2 protein-coding genes are annotated in these 1,901 nt (G+C 67.3%); both read left to right on the top strand.

The window, feature by feature from the left end; all coding sequences use genetic code 11:
- A partial coding sequence (locus JMF90_RS35205; protein ID WP_201326176.1) for a fatty acid desaturase occupies positions 1 to 750 on the top strand: 750 nt, incomplete at its 5' end.
- A gap of 175 nt (positions 751 to 925) precedes the next feature.
- A partial coding sequence (locus tag JMF90_RS35200; RefSeq protein WP_201326175.1) for a benzoate/H(+) symporter BenE family transporter occupies positions 926 to 1,901 on the top strand: 976 nt, incomplete at its 3' end.

Here is a 1,901-nt window from a genome sequence, read left to right as displayed (position 1 = left end):
CCGCTGACGGTCTGGTATCCGTACACGCTGTATCGCGACACGCACCTCGAGCATCATCGCGACGAAGACCTGACCGTGCCGGGCATCGATCCCGAAACGAACTACGTGACGCGCGAACGCTGGGCGCGGCTGCCGCGCTGGTGTCGGGCGCTGACGGTCGCGCGCAAGACTTTCTTCGGACGCATCGTCGTCGGGCCGCCGCTCGCCATCGCCGCGACGTTCCGCGATGCGTTCGCCGCGTTCCGGCGCGGCGACTTCCGCTATCTGCCGATGTGGGCGACGCATGCCGCGTGCGTGGCCGCGCTGCTCGCGTGGCTGCAATGGGCGATCGGCGTGCCGTGGTGGTACTACCTGCTGGCCGTCACGTGGCCCGCGCTGTCGCTCGCAATGATCCGCTCGCTATACGAGCATCGCGCGGCGCCGCATCCGAAGGCGCGCATCACGATCAACGAAGCCGGCTTCGCGATGCGGCTGCTGTACCTGAACAACAACTATCACCTCGTCCATCACGACCTGCCGAAGCTGCCGTGGTACGACCTGCCGCGCGCATACCGGATGCGACGCGACGCGTATGCGAAGAAATGCGGCGGCTTCGTGATCCGTGGCGGATATCGCGAACTGCTCGCGCGCCACGCGTGGACGCCGACCGATCCGCCCGTGCATCCGTTCGACGAGGGCACGGCATCGCTGTCGACGGGCAGCGGGATCAAGGTGGCAGTGGTCGACAGGGTGTTGCAGATCAGCACCTGACGTCAGAAGTTTCCGCGTGTCGGCACCGGTCCTTACGAAAAGCCGACAACACCGATCGTCGTCCGCGAATTGCCAATTGCGTCGGCAATGCCCAGAATGGCCGCTCCGCCGGGATTTCCGACCATCATTCGCCCCGGCTCCGCCGCACGGCCGCGCGCCGCATTCCCCGACGACGATGCAACCGAACACCCCACCCGGCGCGATCCGAACGATCGGCAACGACTGGTCCGTTTCCGCGATCACCGCAGGCTTTCTCGCGGTCCTGATTTCGTATGCGGGCCCGCTCGCGATCTTCTTCCAGGCTTCGCAGGCCGCGCATGCGTCCAACGACATGGTGTCGTCGTGGGTCTGGGCGATCTCGATCGGCGCCGGGGTATCGGGCCTGTTCGCCAGCTGGAAGCTGAAGGTGCCCGTCGTCACCGCGTGGTCGGCGCCCGGCACCGCGCTGCTCGTCGGCCTGTTTCCGCAACTGACGCTCAACCAGGCCGTCGGCGCGTACCTCACGGCCGCGCTGATCATCCTGGCGATCGGCGTGTCCGGCTATTTCGACCGGCTCGTGCGCCACATTCCGCGCGGCATCGCCTGCGGGATGATGGCCGGCATCCTGCTGCCGTTCGGCATGCACGCGTTCTCCGCCGCGACCGCGCAGCCGGTGCTCGGCTTCGGGATGATCGCGGCGTACGTGATCTTCAAACAGCTGCTGCCGCGCTACAGCATCGTGCTGGTGCTGCTGACGGGTGCTGCGCTCGCGACGCTGCTCGGGATGACGCATCTCGGCAACGTGTCGCCGAGTATCGCGCGGCCGATTTTCATCGCCCCGGAATGGACGCTCGGCACGACGCTCAGCCTGGCGCTGCCGCTCGTCGTCGTCAGCCTCACCGGCCAGTTCCTGCCGGGGATGACGATCCTGCGCGTGTCCGGCTATCACACACCGGCGCGCCCGATCATCACCGCGACCAGCGTGATGTCGCTCGTCGTCGCCTGCTTCGGCGGGATCACGATCGTCGTCGCGGCGATCACCGCGGCGCTCTGCACCGGCAAGGACGCGCACGAGAATCCGGACCGGCGCTACGTCGCCGGGCTCGCGAACGGTGCGTTCTATCTGATCGGCGGGCTATTCGCGGGGACGATCGTCACGGTGTTCTTCGCGC

Origin of the sequence: Burkholderia sp. E168m23, assembly GCF_016586125.1 — a bacterium.
Taxonomy (GTDB): domain Bacteria; phylum Pseudomonadota; class Gammaproteobacteria; order Burkholderiales; family Burkholderiaceae; genus Burkholderia; species Burkholderia orbicola.
The sequence above is the reverse complement of the archived record's forward strand: the minus strand, read 5'-3'. Positions and strand labels throughout refer to the sequence as shown.